This is a genomic window from Paenibacillus sp. S150 (assembly GCF_019352175.1).
Classification (GTDB): Bacteria; Bacillota; Bacilli; order Paenibacillales; family Paenibacillaceae; genus Paenibacillus_AQ.
In genome coordinates, this window is sequence record NZ_JACBYI010000004.1 from 45,711 (window position 1) to 64,922 (window position 19,212).

Genomic DNA, 19,212 nt, shown 5'->3' on the forward strand with positions numbered 1-19,212 from the left:
GCCTGTTCTAGCCGAAATGCCGCTTGGACATCCAGAGCACACCGCTTTTCAACAGGCGGGGAACCCGTCCCATCACAGAGCGGCGGCCCATCAGGCCAAAGCCGGCATTTTTACCAAGGGAGCCAAGAGTGCCCTTCAGCTTAATTTTGTGCAGCTTCGGCGTTTCGTCGCGCCACAGGGCCTGAATAATCTGGGCCACCTGTTCACCCTGTGCTCCGGCAGCCTGAGCGCTGGGGGCAAAGGGAAGACTGGCGCAGTCGCCTATCACATAGACCTCGGGATAATCAGCCACATTGTAATATTCTCCTACAATAACCCGTCCGCCCCTGTCCTTTGGCAGCTCCAGCTGCTGCACCACCTTCACCGGCTGGATGCCTCCGGTCCATACGGTAACATCAGCAGGAATAGCCTGGGTGCCATTGAATATGGCATCCCTTTCGACGTGGGAGACCGAAATCCGCGCCAGGGTCTCGACGTGATGCTCGCTGAACCATTCTTCCACATACTGCGACAGCTTTGCGGGAAAAGAGGACAGCACGCGTTCCCCGCGGTCCAGAATGGAGATGTTCAGATCCGGACGGCTCTCCCGAAGCTCTGCTGCGATTTCCACTCCGCTGAGTCCCCCGCCCACAATGTTAACGGTTCCGTAAGGCTTCACATCGTTCAGGCGGCGATACGTTTCGCGCGTACCCGAGAAGCTCTGGATACTGCAGGTATACTGCTGCGCTCCGGGAATATTATGATAGTTGTCCGTGCAGCCCAGCGCGATGGCCAGGATGTCATAGGATACGGGTTCCCCGGTCTCAAGGAATATCATCCGGCTCTCCAGATCAATGGAGCCTACTTCGCCGTAACGTACCGTGAGACGGGGATGAACCGGAAACTGGATGCGCAGATGATAATCGTTAACGGTACCCGCAGCCAGTGCGTAATATTCCGTCTTTATTCCCTGATAAGGCATCCGGTCAATCAGTACAATTTCAACATCATGGGGGAGATGGTTGTCGAGTAATCCTTGAATGAGGGCCAGGCCGCCGTAGCCGCCGCCCAAGACGAGTAATGTTCTCATGACATCTTCCTTTCGGATGATCATTGCAGCAGCTGTCGCAGTTATTCGTATACCTTAATTTCGTTATAGAATGTGTCACGTTCAACCGGAATCCGTCCGGCGCCCTTCACCAGCCAGATCAATTCCTCGCGGGTCAGTCCTTCCGGAGTCAAAGCCCCGGCCGCATGACTGATGCGCTCCTTGAGAATCGTGCCGTGCACATCAGAGGCTCCGAAGCTGAGGGCAACCTGGGTGAGCTGTGGCCCAATATTAATGAAGTAAGCCTTAATATGATCGAAATTGTCCAGCATCAGCCGGCTGATCGCAATCGTTTTGAGATCCTCGTAAGCCGAGTTGCGGCGCATGATTCCGGCGTTCTTGTTCTTGGGCTGCATGGACAGAGGGATGAACACCATGAAGCCGTTCGTTTCATCCTGCAGATCGCGGATTTGAAGCATATGGCGCACACGGTCCTCGTGGGATTCAATCGATCCATACAGCATGGTGGTATGTGTTTTCATCCCAAGCTGGTGTGCGGTCCGGTGCACCTCCAGGTATTCCTCTACATTGGCTTTGTTGACACGCATTTTTTTGCGGTATTGGTCGGACAGAATTTCCGCGCCGCCGCCTGTCAGAGACTGTAGTCCGGCTGCACGCAGTTCCTCCAGCACTTCACGGATGCTGAGTCCGCTGATTCGCGTGAAGAAATCAATCTCCGCCGCTGTGTATGCTTTGAGAGTAACCTCCGGGAACGCTTCATTCAAAGCCTTGAGTGAATCAACGTAATACTGGAAGGGCATCTTATCATTATGGCCGCCGACAATATGGAACTCCCGTACCCCGGGATGGATATGCTGTTCGACATATTGCACCATTTCCTGACCTGAAAGGGTATATGCGCCCTCCTCACCGTCATCCTTGCGGAAATTGCAGAATGCGCAGTGCGCTTCGCAGACATTGGTGAAATACAGGCTCATGTTTTCGATAAAATACACCTTATTTCCGTTCTTGCGCTGATTGGCTTCGTTGGCCAACTGGCCAATGGTCAGCAAATCGTTGCTTCCATATAAATAAACGCCATCTTCCAAGCTTAATCGTTCTCCGCCGCGAACCTTCTCAATAATGTTCGCCATTCTGGCGTCGGTGTGGGGTGTTATAAGAGTAGACATATAATTTCCTCCTGAAGGTTTTGGCGAGGCAAATGCATCGCAGAATGATCCCCGAAACAAACATCGGGAGTGGCCGTCCATTACAAATAACTGCGATGTCAGGTGCCTGCGTGACAATTTTCCGAATTTTACGCATATTGCTTTTCCTATTATAAACCTCTCACAGAGGGCGAGCAACCGCTGAGAAGAGATGGAATTTGCAGAATGCAATGATCCGGGCCGGTGCAGTTTTGACTTGAGAGCATGGAAATAGTGGAGTATACTTGATTTTATATAGATAATTATTTTTTGGCCGGACGGCCGTCTGATACAGAATACTTCATTAGGAGGTTAGAAACCATGATTACAATCAGTGAAACTGCAGCAGGACAGCTCAAGACGATGCTGGCCGGGCAGGAGATTCCGAACATGTTCCTTCGCCTTGGCGTAACGGAGGGCGGCTGCAGCGGCTTCTCCTATGCAATGGGCTTCGATGACAATGAGACCGACCAGGATGTATACTTGGATGTTCAAGGCATGAAGGTAGTTGTCAGCAAAGACGATATCCGCTATCTCAACGGCCTGGAGATCGACTTTGAAGAGTCCGGCATGACCGGCGGCTTCACCATCAGCAACCCGAACGCTATCGCCACCTGCGGCTGCGGATCGTCTTTCCGCACGAAGGATGATGCGGGCAAGCCTGCGGCGGAGCCTTGCTAACGTTCTAATACATTTGATACGAAGCCTTCAGGTGCTGTACCTGGAGGTTTTTTGTTGTTCAGGATATTATGGAATTAGGCAGCCTAAAAGGAATTGAAATTCCAATTAATACCAGAGAATTCAATAGCTTATCTTATGGGGGAGATTCTTATAATGAAGTATTCCGCAGTAATACTGGATTTGGATGGGACGCTGTTGAATTCGGATAAAAAAATTTCCGCGCGCAGTTACAACAGTGTAATGGCTTGCCATGAACAAGGGATGAAGCTGATTTTTGCCACTGCGCGGCCGCCCCGGGCCGTTAAGGAGTTTTTGCCCCGAGAATGGTTGGATATCGGTTCGTTTGTGTATTACAATGGCGCGATGACCGCTTGCCGGCAGCTGGGGATCAACGTTCATGAGCCAATTCATTCCAGCATCACGGCGGCGGTATTCGATCATTGTGTCAGCAGCCATCCCGATCTTGAGATTGGAATTGAAGTTCAGGATGAGTGGTTCAGCCTCAAGGAAGTCGATTATTCCACGGTTATGAATGTAAAAGGGAATCCGGTTGTGAAGTCCCTGGAAGAGCTTAAGGCATATGATGCCACAAAAATTCTGATCACAGGAACAATGAACGTGGAAGCGCTCCGGGAAAAATTCCATACCGAGCTCAATATTCTGGTCACGGACAACGGAACACTTATCCAAATCATGTCCAAGAAAGCCTCCAAGGAATCGGCGGTGTTGAATGTTCTTGCGAAGCTGGGGCTGCCCAAAGAAGCGGCGGTGGTTTTTGGCGATGATCATAACGATATCGGGTTGTTCAGGGCTTGCGGCAGGTCGTATGCCATGGGCAATGCCATCCAGGAGCTGAAGGATATCGCAAGCAGGGTTACAGAAACCAATGATAATGACGGAGTTGCTGCCGGATTGGAACAAATTCTGAATGCTGAAAGGAAACGTAACGCACTAACTAAGTGGAAAAAGTAAAACTAATTCGCTGGAATCGTGGCTGCAAAGCGGCTTTAATGGGATTTTGTACACCTAATTTCAGCCCCGCTCCCCCATAGGGCTGCTTTCAGCAGAATTAGTGTTATTTTTTCCCGCTACGAGTCCTCCACGAGCCCAATGGGTTCAATTAGTGGTACTTTTTCCCGCTAAGATGGTAATATAACCGCACTGGAATCCGTTAGCATGGTGAAACCAGGGCTTTCGCCCGAAATAAGAGCGGCTCAGTCCGTCGCAGGGCGGGGGAACTTTTCCATCACAAAAAAGCCGGACCGGATTGCAGGACTTTACTGCACCGCCGGGGCTTGAAGTTCGCCGGCAGATTTCCGCCCTTAAACCAGGAATATCAGCGAATCAAGCTGTCCATTTGCACAAGCCGCCGGCGAGCTTTTTCATAGATTATAGTAAAGAGGGCAGTGGCAGGAGGATCACAAAAAATACCCTGCACAGAATGCTCTGTAGCAGGGCAGCAGGCAGGCAAAACTCACACTCTTTCAATCATGCGGGAATAATAAATTTGATATTAATCATAAAGATGATCAGTGCGGCGGCACCCAGAGAAAAGGCGATGCAGCCCGTGCCAAGGACCCGGCGGCGGTCTTTGATGAATTTGAAGCCCAGTGCGCACACCAGCGCCGTAATACCCGCCAGGACAGCCGTCATGGCAACCATAGCGAACCAGTACAGCACCTCAAACAGCTCTGCCATGAAGTGGCCTCCCCTCCAGGCCATAATACAATGGATTTTTAGGATTTTCCAGCAAAAAGTATCCGGGCCCGCCAAAGGAAGCAAGCCGTCCAATCCCCACCAGCCGCAACAATTAATCCTGATAAAATCAGCCGCGGTATATATAACTTCATTAAATGTTCAAAATGCTGATGCCAGCCAGAAAATTCGTCATCCTCCGCACCTGTTTCCGCTCCTGGCGGTTGCTGTCGATTCCCGTCAGCCGGGTTGCCGGAGCCTGCAGCATCTCCGCCGCCCTCAAGAATATACCGGGACATAAGGCCCTGCGGCTATATGCCCTTTTTTGCTGTGCGCACTGCTTACACGGACAATCATACAGGAGGGCGGGACCTTTTCTGAGTAAAGTATAGGGTAGGCTGGAATGCGAAAGGAGTGGGAAAACAATGGCGGGAAGACAACTGGCCAGCAAGTGGCTGAAAACCGAGGCGCTGCTCAGCGATCCGCGGGTTGCCGGTTACATTCCGAGAACGATGGAATATAGCGCTGCTGGGTTGTTAGGAATGCTGGGGAAATACGGTGCTGCCGTAATAAAACCTGTGGTGGGCGGCGGCGGCTACGGGGTGATCAAGGTGTTCCGGAGCGGCCGGGGGTATGGCTTCACGTATATGCACAGCACAAGAATGTTTCGGGACTTCTCAGCGATGAGACGCGCACTCGACACGTTCAAGGTCAAACGGAGATATTTAATGCAGCAATGCATCTCGCTGGCCCGGATTAATGGACGTCCTATTGATTATCGGGTCAAGGTGGTGAAGAACGGAGAGCATTGGGAATTTCGCTCCATGGTGGGAAGATTGGCCCGCCCGGGGCTGTTCGTGACTAATCTTTGCAAGGGCGGCACGATGTTGAGCTGCCGCGAAGGCCTGAGAAGATCGTTGCCCCGGGTCAAGACTTCTGCCAAAAAAGCGGAGATGCGGCGTCTGACTCTAACCTGCATAGAACTCTTGGAAGGGCACTTTCCGGGGATAGGTGAGCTTGGATTTGATTATGCCGTGGATCAAAGAGGGAAAATATGGATTTTGGAAGTGAACACACGTCCAAAGTGATTAACAAATATTTTTGAATTGACGATAAATACAGTAATAAGTTAAAATTGCGTTTAGTTGTGTGGTAGACGAGGTAATATAACATAAAAAAAATCCACAGGATTATGAACATTGTAAAAATATTTCTGGGCAAAGCTGCTGTGGATGAAGCCTGTGTATAACTGTTATCCCCACAGTCCACTGTGCAGTGAATGACTTCTTAACCCTTACTAACATATTATGCACAGGATTTCCACAGTTGCTTGTGGATAGTGGGAACGCTTGTTCGAGAAATGATAGTTTGCTATGATAGATTCAGATTCAAATAAAGGAAAGGTAGGTGAACGTTATGGTTGAATTGTCGGATGAGATGCTCTTGGACTCCTACCATAGAGCTATAGAACTGCAATTAGAGCATGATTTCATCGCTCTGCTGCTCGCTGAAATTCGCAAACGGAACTTACACTCTCCAGTTCATGCGGTTCTTCACTAAAGCTCAGGGCATACCTTTGCAGCAAATCTATCAATTTAACCGCAAGCAGCACAAAATAGGGTATCTTTTCAAGTTGAAGTGCAATCAACCTGAAAGGATACCCTTTTATTTAAGTATAAGAATTTATATGCTGCCCGCTATAAATTATCCTTCTATTTCTTGCAGAAACGGTGCCGTCCTTAGAAGAGGACGGCACCGTTTCTGCTTGGTACAATATCAGAGAAGAACGTGAAGCTACAGCTTAAGATTGCTGCTGTGCCCCGGAGAGAGCTTGGCGTCCGGATCGAGATAGACCTTGGCGTTATTGACTGCGGTAGGCGCTTCTCCAAATCCGACAGCGATCAGCTTCAGCTTGCCCGGATATGTGGTAATATCGCCGGCGGCGAAGATGCCGGGAATGCTGGTCTCCATGCGGGAGTCCACCACGATGGAATTGCTGTCAATATCTATACCCCATTCGGCAATCGGCCCCAGCGAGGAGACAAAGCCGAAATTGACGATGACGCTGTCTACTTCAAGCTCCTGTGTTTCTTTGGTTTTGATATGGGACAAGGTTACCTTGGTAATGAATTCTTCGCCGTGCAGCTCAGTGATCTCCGTAGGCGTAATTACATTGACCTTGGATGCCATCAGGTTCTCCACACTGTGCTCATGTGCGCGGAATTTATCACGGCGGTGAATCAGGGTTACCTGCTCAGCGATTGGTTCCAGCATCAGTGCCCAGTCCACAGCAGAGTCGCCGCCGCCGCTGATCAGCACTTTTTTGTCCTTGAATGCATTCAGATCGCTTACAAAATAATGCAGATTGGCTTTCTCGAAACGCGCTGCTTCCGGAAGCTCCAGACGGCGCGGTTCAAAAGCACCTACGCCCGCGGTGATAATCACTGCTTTGCTGTGATATTCCGCTTTATCGGTGGTCACGACGAAATGGCGCTCGTCCTGCTTTTTAAGCGAAACAACCTTTTCCTCCAGCCGGATATCGGACTGAAACAGGTCCATCTGCCGGGATAGGTTCTCCACCAGCTCCTGACCGGTGATCTTTGGGAATCCGGCTACGTCGTAAATATATTTTTCAGGATAAAGAGCAGCGAGCTGCCCCCCCAGCTGGGGCATACTTTCAATAAGGGTTACCGATGCCTGGCGCATCCCGCCGTAAAAAGCGGCAAACATCCCGGCTGGACCGCCTCCTATGATCAGCAGATCGCTCATAGGAACGGATTGCTCAAGTGTCACGTAGTATTACACCTCCGAGTTGATAGTTTCAAATCGCCATATTGGCCTATCTAACATTATAAACATTGTGGCACCTGCCTGCAAAGGCTTGATTTCCACAGAAGTTTGTGACATTTTATTGTATGATTGTATTTGATTAAAACGATACTAAGGTTTACAATAGATATGGTTATTTTAGAAATCCTTTAAGTTTAATTGGAAATTCTTCTGAATTTAAGTGTATAAATTCACAAAAGAAACCGAATTTTTTTACAAAAAATAACACATAGACAGATTCACCTGTTGGAAGGAGCCGGAACATGAGCAGTATTCCCAAAATCGTTATCCTAGGCGCGGGATATGGAGGTATTCTGACCGCGCAGCGGCTGCAGAAAGCTTTGAATTATAACGAAGCGGACGTGACACTGGTGAACCGCCATGAGTATCACTATTTCACGACCCATCTGCATATGCCTGCTGCGGGTACAGACAGCATCGAGCATACCCGCGTATCTATTTCCAAACTAATTGATGAATTCAAAATCGATCTCGTAAAATCTTCCGTGCAGGAAATTCGCACCCAGCAAAAAAAGGTGATTCTGGAAGACGGAACGCTGTCCTATGACTATCTTGTGATCGCCCTGGGCGGGGAGCCGGAAACGTTTGGCATTCCGGGGCTGGACAAATACGCGCTGACCATCCGCAGCATTAATTCCGTGCGTCTGATCCGTGAGCATATCGAGTATCAATTCGCCAAATACAAGAATGAGAATAATGCACAGGAGCATATTAATTTCGTTGTGGGCGGCGCCGGCTTCAGCGGCATTGAGTTTGTGGCGGAGCTGGCAGACCGCATTCCGGCGCTGTGCAAGGAATATGATGTAGATCCGAGCATGGTTAATATCTACAATGTAGAGGCTGCTCCGACGGCACTGCCGGGCTTTGCGCCTGAATTGGTAGAGCATGCGATGACTGTACTGACGAAGAAGGGCGTGACCTTCAAGATTGGCGTGGCGATCAAGGAATGTCTGCCGGGCGGCGTTATTCTCGCAACCGGTGAGGAGATCAAAGCCTCTACCATTGTCTGGACCGGAGGTATCCGCGGCAACCGTCTGATCGAAGCGGCGGGCTTTGAAGCCATGCGCGGACGGGTGAAGGTGGATGAATATTTGCGCGCTCCGGGACATGAGAATATCTTTATTATCGGCGACGGCTCGCTGATGATTAATCCGGAAGGACGCCCGTATCCGCCAACGGCACAAATTGCCATGCAGCAGGGCGAATGCTGCGCGCATAATCTCGTGGCCGCAATCCGCAGCCAGCAGCCCAAGAAGTTTGCCTTCAGCAACAAGGGAACCGTAGCTTCACTGGGCAAGGGCCAAGGCATTGCCGTGGTCGGCGAGAAGAAATATAAGGGCTGGACAGCGGCTCAGCTGAAAAAGGTTGTAGACATGCGCTACCTGTTCATCATCGGCGGCATTCCGCTGGTGCTCAAGAAAGGAAGATTCTTTTAAGATGCGCCATTGCAGCGTGCAAGTCCGCGGACTGCTGACGCGTGAGGAGCTGGACCGGTACAACGGTCTGATTGAGGCGGGCTCTTATCTGGAGGATCAGGGCCGCTACGATCTGGCCTACATTGTTCAGAAGGAAATCGACATCCTGATTCTCCCGGCGATCGAGCGCCTGAAGGACAAGGGCCGGGCCCGCGACCGGGCGACGGCGGAATACCTGGAGGGCCTGCGGGAAGGGAAAGAGGTTGACGGCGAAGACCCGTCGGCATGAAGCTTTAAATTTGTATATACTTATTTATTAGACCGCATTCCTTGCTTGGAGGGCGGTCTATTTGCGTTTACTGATTACCAGAAACTCAAATAAAGGGAAGGATCGCCTATCTGGCACCCTTCCCTTTATGAATTATCTTTTCCTGCTATAGCTTCAGCATTTCCTCTAAGCTTTCCGGGGTCAGCAGATTGCCGACATAAAACGGGCCGAATTCGCCGTAGCGGGCGCTGACCTCGTCAAAGCGCATCTCATAGACCAGCTTTTTGAATTGCAGCGCATCTTCGGCAAACAAGGTAACGCCCCATTCCCAGTCATCAAAGCCCACAGAGCCGGTGATAATCTGCTTCACCTTGCCGGCATACCCGCGGCCGATCAGTCCATGCGAATACATCAGCTCGCGGCGCTTCTCCATATCGAGCATATACCAGTTGTCGGCCAGCTCGCGTTTCTTGTTCATCGGATAGAAGCAGATATGCTTCATTTGCGGCAGAATTGGCTTCAAGCGGGCGGCTACATGCGGATTCTGCATAGGATCACTGCCGTCTCCGGCGTTTCCGCCTGCCGCATAATTGCTAAGCTCCACAATACTGACATAGGAATAGGACTTGCTGGTGTATTGGGCAAAGGCGATTTTGTTAAAAGCGGTCTCAAGCGCATTCAGCGCTTCCAGGCTTTCCCGCAGAAACATCATCACGAAATCAGCCTTCTGGCCGACAATGGAGTACACTGCGGTGCTTCCTTCCCCGGCTTCCTCCACGGGTCCCCATTCCTGCATAAAGGCATGCAGCTCTTCGAGGGCAACGGCGCGTTCTTCATCATCGGCGGCCGTCCAGGCCGTCCAGTTCAGCGAGCGGAAGTCATGCAGGGCATACCAGCCTTCCAGTGTCAACGCGGCTTCGTTCATGTGTCTCACTCCTTAAAAGTTTTACGAAGCATAGGCTCCGTCAGAAATTACTTCGCGTAAAACTGGCTTCGGAAGCATGCGCTTAGTTTCGAAGCATAGGCTTATATGTACAATCCGTTTGATTCTATTTGCATTGTATCGCATGCGGGCGGGCAAGAGCAAACGCCTCCCTTCTGAATTTGCCGCACTGACACTTGGAGTGAGGATAATGTTCATTGCTTCGCTACATTTTTTCTAGTAAACTTACTATTAATTAAGGTTTGCTGTGCGGTTCTTTATAGAGAGAGGGGATGACGGTACAATGGGGTTTATTCCTGTATTTGTTCTGGCCGTTTTGTTCTTTGTCATGATGTTTGGCATTGGCTTTATCCTTAACATGTTAATGAAGACTACCTGGTTCCCGGCCTACCTGTTCGTAATTGTGATTCTGCCTGTGGTTGTCTACTCCATCTGGGACCGGAGCGCCATGACCCTCTGGGAGCATCTGTCGACCTTTCATGTTGTGGATTATCTCACCGGGATTGCCGGACTCGCCGGGGCGGTGCTCAGCGGCTGGACCATTCAGAAGCTGCGGCTGGGCGGCTACAAAATGTTCTGATGAAGCTTTTACAACACACAAACGGCTGCTGTCCTTGTCCGGGGCTGGCGAGGCCGTTTTTTCTTAAAAGATAAGAATTGTAACTACTTTAGGTACAACATTTTGATTTTAAAGGCTACTTAAATACTTTATGTTGTGTTTTTTATCTACTTAAATTTGAGTTTGCACCTATGTTCAAGGCAACACGACCAGATAAACATCTACATGTAGTGTTTCAAATCCCAATTGGTACAAAATGCACTATATGGGTACCTAAGTAGTAACTAAGAATTTATAAGTTTTGGGGGAAGCGAAGCTTATCCGTTATTTCACGGCTGCGCTGTAGTATGAACAAATGGATCGGGACTTCGGCCAGGCAAACTGCGCGATTGCGTTGGCCGCAGCGGGCAGGTAGAGGGAATCAAAGGCAGAAGTACCTTTGAATTCGCCCGAAGCCGGCTGGACGGTGGAATCAAAGGCAGAAGTACCTTTGAATTCGCCCGAAGCCGGCTGGACGAGGGAATCAGCTCTTCTCCTCCCACTGAAATGGCAGCATTCTTATATAGGACGCCGACAGGTGTCTTTCTTGGCTTGGTTGATATATTTTTGTATTTTCCGCTAGCGCCAGCAAGGGGCAACAAGCTGTCGATATCCGGGGGATAAACGCTGAAATTGGACTTTTTTTTACATTTCCGGGCGGAGCTTTTGTGATAGAATAGAAATCTGAATGGATTCGTGCAGAAAAAGAGGGAGGTAATCCGCAGATGCGCATGAGTCACCTGCATCATTTCACCGAACATCATCGGTACTGCGTTTCCCGCGAATTCGGTCTAAGCAGTGTGGATGGACGTATGCTCAGCTCGGTATACCAGCCGATGGTAGGCGCTTTTGCCATCAGTCTGTACCGGCTCCTGTTCGAGCATATTCCGGCAGAAGCTATCGGCTACTCTCCGGTGGAGCAGCAGCGGCGCCTGTTCATGACGCTGGGTGTTGAGCCGAATGAGAAAGGCCGCAAATATATCGTGGATCAGGCATCCCGGCTGGAGGCGGTGGGACTGCTGCAGACCTGCCGTATCTTTGTCGCGGAAACCGATGATTATATGTACGAATACGAACTGCTGCCGCCGCTGTCGCCTGCTGATTTTTTTGCCACCCAGCATTTGACGCTGCTGCTGCGTGACAAGATCGGCAAATTTGCCGTGTTGGCGCTGCGCGAGCAGTTCTGGAACCGGGAACCGGAGGAATGGAGCCGCCGGTCAGTCGGCAAGGAGAATATTTCCCTGCCCTTTTATGATATTTTTCAGCTTAATACCCATGTGATCGATTATGAGCTGGAGCAGGCTCTGGCTGAGGTCGCGACGGTCAAGCAGCCCGGCATGCATGAAACCGGGGAACCGGCTATCGGCTACAGTGATATTATTCTGCGGTTTCCGCGTGAATCCGTTAACCGGGTCCATGTTGAGAAGCTGCGCTTTGACCATACCCAGATGGGGATGATCAATTATGTGGCCCACAAATATGAGCTGGGCCCACAGGATCTGTCCCGCCTGCTGGATGAGGACGGGGTATTCACGCCGGATGGCGAAGTGATTATGGACGCGCTCCAGTACAAGGCGAGCCAGCATTTCCGCCAGGACATGAAACGCCAGGAGAAGCGGGAGATTGCCGCAGCCAAAGTGGTGGCCCTGCGTTCAGCGTCCGCTGCGGAAGGCGATGATGCGAGCCCTCCGCTGGAGCAGCCGGTTGAAATGGAATATTATGTGGAGGTGCCTCCGCAATTTTTATCCAAATGCGATATTCACCAATATAATATGATGCTGCGCAACGAGCCTTATACACGGCTGCTGCAGACTTTTTTTCCGGGCGCGGTGCCTACGCAGCTGATGGATACCTTTGAGAAGATTGATCTCAATTATAAGCTGGGCGGCGAAGTCATCAATGTGCTGATTCATTATCTGATGACGATGGTGGCTTCCGGAGGCGACCAGCGGATGAACCGCAACTTTGTGGAGGCGATTGCCTCGAACATGCTGGTGAAGCAGGTGAACACGTACGAGAAGGCGGTGCGCTATATCCGTGACCAGACCAAGGTCAAAGGCAAGGGTGCGGCAGCGGGAACTTCAGGCCCGGCCGGTACCCGCCAGCGGAGTTACAGCAAACCCGGCGGGCGTTCCGGGAAGCCGGAGATCCCGATTGTGCTGGATGACGGCAGCGCCGGAACCGTGTCAGAAGAAGAGTTCGCAGCGCTCATGAAGAAAGCGGCTGAAATCAAGGCCAGCAAGAAAAAAGGCGTATCCAAGACGCCGTAAAGAAAGCGAGGTGCGGCTATGGAGTCTATGGGCGAAGTGCTGCGTTCAATGAACAATTCCGCGCTGCGCCAGCGCTCCCGCGATCTTGAGCAGAACCTGCTGAACCATCCCTTGGTGAAGCAGCTTCAGGATGAGCATCCCGAGCTGGACGAATCGCGGCTGAGGCTTCACCTGAGCCGCCTGTATCAATATGTGGAGGAAAGCCGCCACTGCGCAAATTGCCCGGGCCTGGAGAACTGTCCGAACGACTTCCAGGGGCACTACAGCAAGCTTACCGTAGAGACAGTCGGCGGCACGGCAGATCTGTATGAGCGCAAGACGGCCTGTGAGCTTAAGGTTGCCCAGGATAATCAGGACAGCATCCGCAAGCGTATCCGCAGCTTTTATGTGGATGAGCGTGTGCTGAACGGCGGTTACGACGAGATCGATATCTCAGGCAAGGACCCCCGCCGGGTATCGGCAGTGAACAAATTATTCGATTATATTGCCAGTGCCAGGGACAATGGCCTGACATCGCGGGGGATTTATTTGCATGGAGGCTTTGGAACAGGGAAAACCTTCTTGATGTGTTATCTGCTTCATGAGCTTGCAGTTACCGGATACAGCGGAGTTATTGTGTACATGCCCGATTTTATTGAGGAGCTGAAGTCGATTATGCTGGACGGTCAGCAGCTCAAGGAAACTGTCGATACAATGAAAAATTGTGATCTGCTGATCTTTGATGATATCGGGGCGGAGAATCTGAATCCATGGGCCCGCGATCATGTGCTTGGTGCGATTTTGAATTACCGCATGGACCGCAAGCCGACCTTCTACACCTCCAACTATCCGCTGGAGGGTCTGGAGAAGCATCTGAGCTTCACCAGCAAGGACGGCGAAGAAATTTACAAAGGCCAGCGGCTGATGGACCGGATTGCCCCGTTCGTAGATGTGATTCCGCTGCACGGGGAGAATCAGCGGGGAACGAACAGATAGAATATTGCGGCCGGGGGTTATTCATTCGGACAAAAACTTGATAATCACCATGCCAAAGAAAACAACGGTCATAAATCCCGTCATTCCAAAAAAACCGGCCATCAAATCGCCGAGGTCATTGCGGGGCTCCTCGTTGACATGCTCCCGCGGGTCGCGTGCTTGCACGTTGACATCCATCTTTTTTCCTCCTTGCAGTTGCATGACTGCAATTAGTGGGTTACAGTTAGACATGTGAGAGAAGTCATTGACAATTAATGCGCTTTCCTCAAGTATACGAAGTCCCTGGAACGTTGTAAAGAAGATTGCGCGGCGGAATATTATATTTTATACAATTAAATTTTATGAAATCTTACACAAACTCATTGTAAATATGTTATACTGGGGATGTGTCGGTAAATGGTAATCTGGTTATCATATTACATGAAACAATCCATCCCGTTATAAATTCGGAGTAAACCCGCCACACTAGGCTTAAGGTTATAGAAGCGGATATTGCTTCGTACAACTTAAAGGAGGAACAATATCATGGCTATCGTTAACGTGTCTGACCAATCCTTTGTAGGTGAAGTTGAAGGTCAAGGTACTGTAGTAGTAGATTTTTGGGCACCTTGGTGCGGCCCCTGCAAAATGCTTGCCCCTATTCTGGAAGAACTGTCCACCGAACTGGGAGACGATGTCAAAATTGCGAAGCTGAACGTCGATGAAAATCCGGAAACGGCTTCCCGTTTTGGAGTCATGAGCATTCCAACCCTGATCTTCTTCAAAGACGGTCAGCCTGTTGATAAAGTAGTAGGACTGAACTCCAAGGATTCCCTTAAAAATATCGTTGCCAAACATCAATAAGCATTGCTGATGCTGTTGTGCGGGGCGTTCACGCCCCACCGCCAAAGCGCCTCCGGTTCATCCGGAGGCGCTTTGTGTGTCGAATTGAAGGAGCTGCGCCGTATGGGGTTGAACCCATCCAGACTTTTATTTTAAACTTAACTTATTACGGTGCAGTATAGGTGGGGGAGAAATCATGGATTATATGGATAATATCCGCAACAAGCTGGCGCTGCTGCCCGATCTGCCCGGGTGCTATCTGATGAAGAATGATGAGGGCACCATTATTTATGTGGGCAAGGCCAAGGTCTTGAAGAATCGGGTCCGCTCGTATTTTACGGGCAGCCACAACGGCAAAACCCAGCGGCTTGTCGCCAATATTGCCGATTTTGAGTATATCGTTACGTCCAGCAATATGGAAGCGCTCATTCTGGAGTGCAACCTGATCAAGAAGCATATGCCGCGTTATAATGTGCTTTTGAAGGATGATAAGACCTTTCCTTATTTGAAAATCACGAATGAAGCTCATCCGCGCCTGGAGGTTACGCGCCGGGTGATTAAAGATAAAGCCAAATATTTCGGTCCGTATCCGAATGCATACGCGGCCCATCAGACCAAGAAGCTGCTCGACCGGATGTATCCGCTGCGCAAATGCGGCGTGATGCCCAAGGAGGTCTGCCTGTATTATCACATGGGCCAGTGTCTGGCGCCCTGCGAGAAGGAGGTGCAGAGGTCCGCTTACGAGGAAATTACGCAGAGCATCGCCGGTTTTCTCGGAGGCGGCCATGAGGCGGTCAAGAAGGATCTGCAGAAGAAAATGCAGGAGGCCGCAGAGGAGCTGTATTTCGAGCGGGCGAAGGAGCTGCGGGACCAGATCATCCACATCGATGCGGTGATGGAGAAGCAGAAGATCAACACGGCCGATACGAAAGACCGCGATGTATTCGGCTATGCCGTGGACAAAGGCTGGATGTGCGTGCAGATTCTGTATATGCGCCAGGGGAAAATGATTCAGCGGCACTCCTCCGTGTTCCCGTTCTACGGGGAGGCATACAGCGATTTCATCTCCTATGTGACGCAATATTACAGCGACAATCCGGCGCTTCCGCAGGAAATCCTGCTGCCGGATACGGTGCTTGAGGGCACGGACAAATCCGGCAGGCCGCAACTGGCCGCTTACGGCGAAGCTGAGGGGGCCGGTGCGGAAGGGGCGCCGGATGCTGCTCCGGAGAACGCCGGGGCAGCGGATGGGGCGAATGCACCGTTATTGGCCCCTGTAGAGCAGGCGGATGCAACATTGAATGCTGCAGCGCGTGAAGCTGCGGAGGCTGAGGCTGCCGCAGAAGGGACCGTGGACGCGGCCGGCGGCGCGGCTGCCCTGCAGGAATGGCTGGGCGTCAAGGTGCTGGTGCCGCAGCGCGGGCTGAAGAAGCAGATGGTCGGGATGGCCTGCCAGAACGGCCGGGTTGCACTGGACGAGAAGTTCCGCCTCATTGAGCGGGACGAGGAACGCACCTCCGGCGCAGCCGCCAGCCTGGGCCAGAGCCTGGGCCTGGAGTCGGTTAGCCGGATTGAGGCTTTTGACAACTCGAATATCCAGGGGACGAATCCGGTATCCGCGATGGTTGTCTTCATAGACGGCAAACCGGCGCGGAAGGAATACCGCAAATACAAGGTCCGCTCCGTACAGGGGCCGGATGATTACGAAACGATGCGCGAGGTGATCCGCCGCCGTTATGAGCGCGTGCTGAAGGAGAACCTGCCGCAGCCGGATCTGATTGTGGTCGATGGAGGGAAGGGGCAGATCTCTTCCGCCATTGATATTCTGCAGAATGAGCTGGGGCTGTACATCCCGGTCTGCGGTCTGGTGAAGGACGATAAGCACAGGACGGCGCAGCTGCTGGTGGGCGATTCCGCCGAGCCGGTGCGCCTGGAGCGGGACAGCCAGGAATTCTACCTGCTGCAGCGCATCCAGGATGAGGTTCACCGGTTTGCGGTTACATTCCACCGCGAGCAGCGCGGCAAATCGATGGTGGCCTCGAAGCTCGACTCCATTCCGGGCATCGGCGAGAAACGCCGGAAGCTGCTCTTGAAGCATTTTGGCTCGCTCAAAAAAATTAAGGAAGCCGCCATCGAGGATTTCCGTCCGCTGTCCATCGGCGACAAGCTGGCTGCACAGATTCTGGAAGCCTTGAAGGACGAGGAGCCGTCATTATAAAGAATAATATGCTGATCCCGGCTGTTTTTGTCAGGCGAAAAAAGAGTTGAAAATTGCGTGTTGACCGTGCCTGCACCGGATAAGTACGATAAGGACACTTCAGAGAAGCCGGAATCCGATTCCGTCAGTGGACGCTCTGGGGATTATCCGGATGCATAAGGAGAGGCGCAATGAACATTTCCGATTGGAGTTTGGAAAAAAAGGTTGGACAGCTTGTGGTGGGCGGCTTCAGCGGCCGGGAGATTACTGAAGAGGTTCGCTCTCTGGTACAGGAGCATCACGCCGGAGGTGTTATTTTATTCAGCCGCAGCATCGGTTCTCTGGAGCAATTATCCGGGCTGACGACGGAGCTTCAGGAGCTGGCCGGTGCCGGCGGCGGCGCCCCCCTCTTGATCGCCATTGACCAGGAGGGCGGCCAAAATATCCATGTGCGTGAAGGGGTGACATTGACGCCGGGAAACATGGCGCTTGGTGCTGCCGGAGACGAAGAAGGCGTCTATCAAGCGGCCCGGATCAGCGGGCAGGAGCTGCGCGCCTTGGGCATCAATGTAAACTATGCACCGGATGTGGATGTGAATAATAATCCGCTTAATCCTGTTATTGGTATCCGTTCTTACGGTGAAGACCCGCAGCTGGTCGGGCGGTTTGGCGCCGCGGCTGTCCGCGGCTTTCAGGATGAGGGAATTACGGCGACCGCCAAGCATTTTCCGGGGCACGGGGATACAAGCATGGATTCCCATATCGACCTGCCTACAATCCGCCACTCCATGGAGCGCCTGGAATCGCTTGAGCTGGTGCCGTTTCAACGGGCGATTGAAGCCGGAGTCGATATGATTATGACGGCGCATATTGTATTCTCCGAGCTTGAACCTGAAGGGGTTCCCGCGACGCTGTCCCATCGGGTGGTGACCGGGCTGTTGAGGGAACGCCTGCAATTTGCCGGGGTGATTACAACCGACTGTCTGGAAATGAAGGCGATAGCCGACAGGTACGGTCCGGCGGAAGGGGCGGTCAGGGCGCTGGAGGCCGGTGTGGACCTCGTGCTGGTCAGCCATACCTATGCCGAGCAGGTCAATGTGATCACCGCCATTCTGGAAGCTCTGAAGACCGGACGTCTTACTGAAGAGCGCATCGAGCTTTCGGTCCGCCGGATACTGGCAATGAAGGAGCGGCGGCGGATGGGAGAACCGCAGGGGGGCTGGCCGCAGATTGCCGGCTCTATAGGCCTTCCCGCCTCCCGGGCCGTGGTCCGTGAGCTTGCAGAGCGCAGTGTGACGCTGGTCAAGGATGAAGGGGTTCTGCCGCTTGATCCGGGTTTGCCGACGCTGGTCGTCCGTGTGCGGCACAGGCTGCATATGGGGAGCGATGACACGGCTGAGCCGGCGGTGACGCTGGCCTCTGAGCTTGCAGCGAGCTTCCCTGATGTTCAAGAGGTGGTTGTCGGAGCAGCGTCGGATGCCGAAGAGCGCAGCGCTGTGACGGCGAGGGCCGGAGCAGCCGGACAAGTCGTGGTTCTGACCTCGAATGCATTGTACTTTCCGGAGCAGGCTGAGCTGGTTGCACAGCTCGGATCACTTCCTGCTGTACTAGTGGCAGCTTCAATGCGCAGCCCGTACGATCTGGCCGCTTTTCCCGATGTGCCCGCGTATCTGGCCTGCTATGAGGATCTCCCGAATACACTGCGGGCCTTGGCGGGTATCCTGGCCGGGCGGACGACAGCAAGGGGCAGGCTGCCGGTTACTCTGTGAGCAGGCCGGGAATAGATGGAAAGAAGGCAAAAAGCAGCAGGCCGGGAATTTTCCCTGGCCTGCTGCTTTTTTAAAAGCGTGGTGAAAAAGTGGCCGGAGAGCCGGTAGGGAGCTGGAACAGCGATAGCGGTCGCCTTTGTAGCGGGATTTCCCCCTATGGGGGGGCAAAATCCAAATAATCTGGCTACAACAGCGACACCCCGTCCTTATAAGGACGGCGTAGCCGTTTCCACTTGTTGTTTAGGAAATTATGAATTACTTTTTTTGCTGGGGATAAGGTGTACATAAAGTTGGGGATATGTTGGAGTATATGGGCATCGTGCTGAATCTGCGGGTTGCGCTTTGCAGGAGGAACAGCGGAATTTGAGGGGCTAACCGGAGTTGCGGGGTGGGGAAGTGAAGTCCAATGAAGTGAAGTGGAATTAGTGAACTTAAATGGACAGAAAAGCTGGCGGCAGAGGGAATAGCGGGAAAAAGTAAAATTAATTTCAGTG

Annotated in this window: 18 protein-coding genes; 12 read left to right on the forward strand and 6 right to left on the reverse strand. The window is 52.0% G+C overall.

Translation table 11 applies throughout. The annotated features are described in order from the left end of the window. Positions 1–7 precede the first annotated feature (7 nt). A complete protein-coding gene (locus HYD27_RS06115; RefSeq protein WP_219212622.1) occupies positions 8–1,069 on the reverse strand; it encodes an NAD(P)/FAD-dependent oxidoreductase in 1,062 nt (353 codons plus the stop codon). Between the two features lie 41 nt (positions 1,070–1,110). After that, positions 1,111–2,217, reverse strand: coding sequence for an aminofutalosine synthase MqnE (mqnE, locus tag HYD27_RS06120; RefSeq protein WP_219212624.1), 1,107 nt, complete (start codon positions 2,215–2,217; stop codon positions 1,111–1,113). Positions 2,218–2,556: 339 nt separating this feature from the next. Between mqnE and HYD27_RS06125 the strand changes: the two genes are divergently transcribed. Beyond that, a complete protein-coding gene (locus HYD27_RS06125; RefSeq protein WP_219212626.1) occupies positions 2,557–2,916 on the forward strand; it encodes a HesB/IscA family protein in 360 nt (119 codons plus the stop codon). A gap of 153 nt (positions 2,917–3,069) precedes the next feature. Beyond that, complete coding sequence (locus tag HYD27_RS06130) at positions 3,070–3,888, forward strand: HAD family hydrolase (protein WP_219212628.1); 819 nt, start codon at positions 3,070–3,072, stop codon at positions 3,886–3,888. 516 nt (positions 3,889–4,404) lie between these two features. Here the strand turns inward: HYD27_RS06130 and HYD27_RS06135 are convergent. Further along, positions 4,405–4,614, reverse strand: a complete 210-nt coding sequence (locus HYD27_RS06135) for a hypothetical protein (RefSeq protein WP_219212631.1) — start codon at positions 4,612–4,614, stop codon at positions 4,405–4,407. Between the two features lie 422 nt (positions 4,615–5,036). Here HYD27_RS06135 and HYD27_RS06140 point away from each other — a divergent pair, with 422 nt between their 5' ends. Both HYD27_RS06140 and sda read left to right on the forward strand, forming a co-directional pair. Beyond that, positions 5,037–5,699, forward strand: coding sequence for a YheC/YheD family protein (locus HYD27_RS06140; protein WP_219212632.1), 663 nt, complete (start codon positions 5,037–5,039; stop codon positions 5,697–5,699). Between the two features lie 328 nt (positions 5,700–6,027). Then, positions 6,028–6,171 (forward strand): sporulation histidine kinase inhibitor Sda, encoded by a 144-nt coding sequence (gene sda, locus HYD27_RS06145; protein ID WP_042217282.1) that lies wholly within the window; start codon positions 6,028–6,030, stop codon positions 6,169–6,171. A 234-nt stretch (positions 6,172–6,405) separates the two neighbouring features. Here sda and HYD27_RS06150 read toward each other — a convergent pair whose 3' ends face one another. Then, complete coding sequence (locus HYD27_RS06150) at positions 6,406–7,380, reverse strand: NAD(P)/FAD-dependent oxidoreductase (RefSeq protein WP_219212991.1); 975 nt, start codon at positions 7,378–7,380, stop codon at positions 6,406–6,408. Between the two features lie 323 nt (positions 7,381–7,703). Between HYD27_RS06150 and HYD27_RS06155 the strand changes: the two genes are divergently transcribed. Then, entirely contained in the window at positions 7,704–8,897 is a 1,194-nt protein-coding gene (locus HYD27_RS06155; RefSeq protein ID WP_219212634.1) for an NAD(P)/FAD-dependent oxidoreductase, read from the forward strand. A gap of 1 nt (position 8,898) precedes the next feature. Beyond that, positions 8,899–9,165 carry a hypothetical protein gene (locus tag HYD27_RS06160; RefSeq protein ID WP_219212636.1) on the forward strand — a complete coding sequence of 89 codons (267 nt, stop codon included), beginning with the start codon at positions 8,899–8,901 and terminating at the stop codon, positions 9,163–9,165. 145 nt (positions 9,166–9,310) lie between these two features. Here HYD27_RS06160 and hemQ read toward each other — a convergent pair whose 3' ends face one another. Continuing rightward, on the reverse strand, positions 9,311–10,069 hold the full coding sequence (hemQ, locus tag HYD27_RS06165) for a hydrogen peroxide-dependent heme synthase (RefSeq protein ID WP_219212638.1): 759 nt from the start codon (positions 10,067–10,069) through the stop codon (positions 9,311–9,313). A gap of 301 nt (positions 10,070–10,370) precedes the next feature. Between hemQ and HYD27_RS06170 the strand changes: the two genes are divergently transcribed. The 3 genes from HYD27_RS06170 to dnaI all read left to right on the forward strand — a co-directional run bounded on the left by HYD27_RS06170 (position 10,371) and on the right by dnaI (position 13,930). Then, a complete protein-coding gene (locus HYD27_RS06170; protein ID WP_219212640.1) occupies positions 10,371–10,667 on the forward strand; it encodes a YuiB family protein in 297 nt (98 codons plus the stop codon). 743 nt (positions 10,668–11,410) lie between these two features. After that, complete coding sequence (locus HYD27_RS06175; protein WP_219212641.1) at positions 11,411–12,955, forward strand: replication initiation and membrane attachment family protein; 1,545 nt, start codon at positions 11,411–11,413, stop codon at positions 12,953–12,955. Between the two features lie 18 nt (positions 12,956–12,973). Continuing rightward, on the forward strand, positions 12,974–13,930 hold the full coding sequence (gene dnaI, locus HYD27_RS06180; protein WP_219212643.1) for a primosomal protein DnaI: 957 nt from the start codon (positions 12,974–12,976) through the stop codon (positions 13,928–13,930). 21 nt (positions 13,931–13,951) lie between these two features. Here dnaI and HYD27_RS06185 read toward each other — a convergent pair whose 3' ends face one another. Next, positions 13,952–14,107 (reverse strand): YqzM family protein, encoded by a 156-nt coding sequence (locus HYD27_RS06185; protein WP_219212646.1) that lies wholly within the window; start codon positions 14,105–14,107, stop codon positions 13,952–13,954. 348 nt (positions 14,108–14,455) lie between these two features. On the opposite strand from HYD27_RS06185, the gene trxA reads away from it, so the two are divergent. The 3 genes from trxA to nagZ all read left to right on the forward strand — a co-directional run bounded on the left by trxA (position 14,456) and on the right by nagZ (position 18,718). Beyond that, on the forward strand, positions 14,456–14,773 hold the full coding sequence (gene trxA, locus HYD27_RS06190) for a thioredoxin (RefSeq protein ID WP_020430371.1): 318 nt from the start codon (positions 14,456–14,458) through the stop codon (positions 14,771–14,773). A 175-nt stretch (positions 14,774–14,948) separates the two neighbouring features. Then, a complete protein-coding gene (uvrC, locus tag HYD27_RS06195) occupies positions 14,949–16,970 on the forward strand; it encodes an excinuclease ABC subunit UvrC (RefSeq protein WP_219212648.1) in 2,022 nt (673 codons plus the stop codon). A gap of 170 nt (positions 16,971–17,140) precedes the next feature. Then, on the forward strand, positions 17,141–18,718 hold the full coding sequence (nagZ, locus tag HYD27_RS06200; RefSeq protein ID WP_219212650.1) for a beta-N-acetylhexosaminidase: 1,578 nt from the start codon (positions 17,141–17,143) through the stop codon (positions 18,716–18,718). Positions 18,719–19,212 lie beyond the last annotated feature (494 nt).

Coding starts and splice junctions, on each gene's coding strand:
- mqnE (WP_219212624.1), bottom strand. CDS start 2,217: ATGTCTACTCTTATAACACCCCACACCGACGCCAGAATGGCGAACATT.
- HYD27_RS06160 (WP_219212636.1), top strand. CDS start 8,899: ATGCGCCATTGCAGCGTGCAAGTCCGCGGACTGCTGACGCGTGAGGAG.
- HYD27_RS06130 (WP_219212628.1), top strand. CDS start 3,070: ATGAAGTATTCCGCAGTAATACTGGATTTGGATGGGACGCTGTTGAAT.
- HYD27_RS06150 (WP_219212991.1), bottom strand. CDS start 7,380: ATGAGCGATCTGCTGATCATAGGAGGCGGTCCAGCCGGGATGTTTGCC.
- HYD27_RS06115 (WP_219212622.1), bottom strand. CDS start 1,069: ATGAGAACATTACTCGTCTTGGGCGGCGGCTACGGCGGCCTGGCCCTC.
- dnaI (WP_219212643.1), top strand. CDS start 12,974: ATGGAGTCTATGGGCGAAGTGCTGCGTTCAATGAACAATTCCGCGCTG.
- HYD27_RS06135 (WP_219212631.1), bottom strand. CDS start 4,614: ATGGCAGAGCTGTTTGAGGTGCTGTACTGGTTCGCTATGGTTGCCATG.
- hemQ (WP_219212638.1), bottom strand. CDS start 10,069: ATGAACGAAGCCGCGTTGACACTGGAAGGCTGGTATGCCCTGCATGAC.
- nagZ (WP_219212650.1), top strand. CDS start 17,141: ATGAACATTTCCGATTGGAGTTTGGAAAAAAAGGTTGGACAGCTTGTG.
- uvrC (WP_219212648.1), top strand. CDS start 14,949: ATGGATTATATGGATAATATCCGCAACAAGCTGGCGCTGCTGCCCGAT.
- HYD27_RS06125 (WP_219212626.1), top strand. CDS start 2,557: ATGATTACAATCAGTGAAACTGCAGCAGGACAGCTCAAGACGATGCTG.
- HYD27_RS06155 (WP_219212634.1), top strand. CDS start 7,704: ATGAGCAGTATTCCCAAAATCGTTATCCTAGGCGCGGGATATGGAGGT.
- trxA (WP_020430371.1), top strand. CDS start 14,456: ATGGCTATCGTTAACGTGTCTGACCAATCCTTTGTAGGTGAAGTTGAA.
- HYD27_RS06185 (WP_219212646.1), bottom strand. CDS start 14,107: ATGGATGTCAACGTGCAAGCACGCGACCCGCGGGAGCATGTCAACGAG.
- HYD27_RS06140 (WP_219212632.1), top strand. CDS start 5,037: ATGGCGGGAAGACAACTGGCCAGCAAGTGGCTGAAAACCGAGGCGCTG.
- sda (WP_042217282.1), top strand. CDS start 6,028: ATGGTTGAATTGTCGGATGAGATGCTCTTGGACTCCTACCATAGAGCT.
- HYD27_RS06175 (WP_219212641.1), top strand. CDS start 11,411: ATGCGCATGAGTCACCTGCATCATTTCACCGAACATCATCGGTACTGC.
- HYD27_RS06170 (WP_219212640.1), top strand. CDS start 10,371: ATGGGGTTTATTCCTGTATTTGTTCTGGCCGTTTTGTTCTTTGTCATG.